The 230-nt window shown below is 43.9% G+C and carries 2 pseudogenes; one reads left to right on the top strand and one right to left on the bottom strand.

The features are described from left to right. Positions 1-95, top strand: a pseudogene (locus tag P6709_RS20410) (hypothetical protein); the annotation flags it as partial. 21 nt (positions 96-116) lie between these two features. Here P6709_RS20410 and P6709_RS20405 read toward each other — a convergent pair. Then, positions 117-230 (bottom strand): annotated as a pseudogene (locus P6709_RS20405) (GTP cyclohydrolase I); the annotation flags it as partial.

Genomic DNA, 230 nt, shown 5'->3' with positions numbered 1-230 from the left:
TAGGATTGCTGGAATTTTTGAATGTCGCTTCAACCGTTCTGGCAATTTCAAGAGCAATTGGCGAAACGATGATTGTAGCGGTGGCGGCAGGGGCTATAAATTTTTAAGCAGCTGCATGTTGAGGTTATGCGCTCCTGTAGCTGTGGTTTACGCGCGGTCGTTTCAACTGCACGGGCTAATTTACTTAAACGCAATCCGAAAATATTTTGGGGATACAGTGATATTACATT

Origin of the sequence: Jeotgalibacillus sp. ET6 (genome assembly GCF_029667115.1) — a bacterium.
In the GTDB taxonomy this organism is placed as follows: domain Bacteria; phylum Bacillota; class Bacilli; order Bacillales; family Jeotgalibacillaceae; genus Jeotgalibacillus.
The sequence above is the reverse complement of the archived record's forward strand: the minus strand, read 5'-3'. Positions and strand labels throughout refer to the sequence as shown.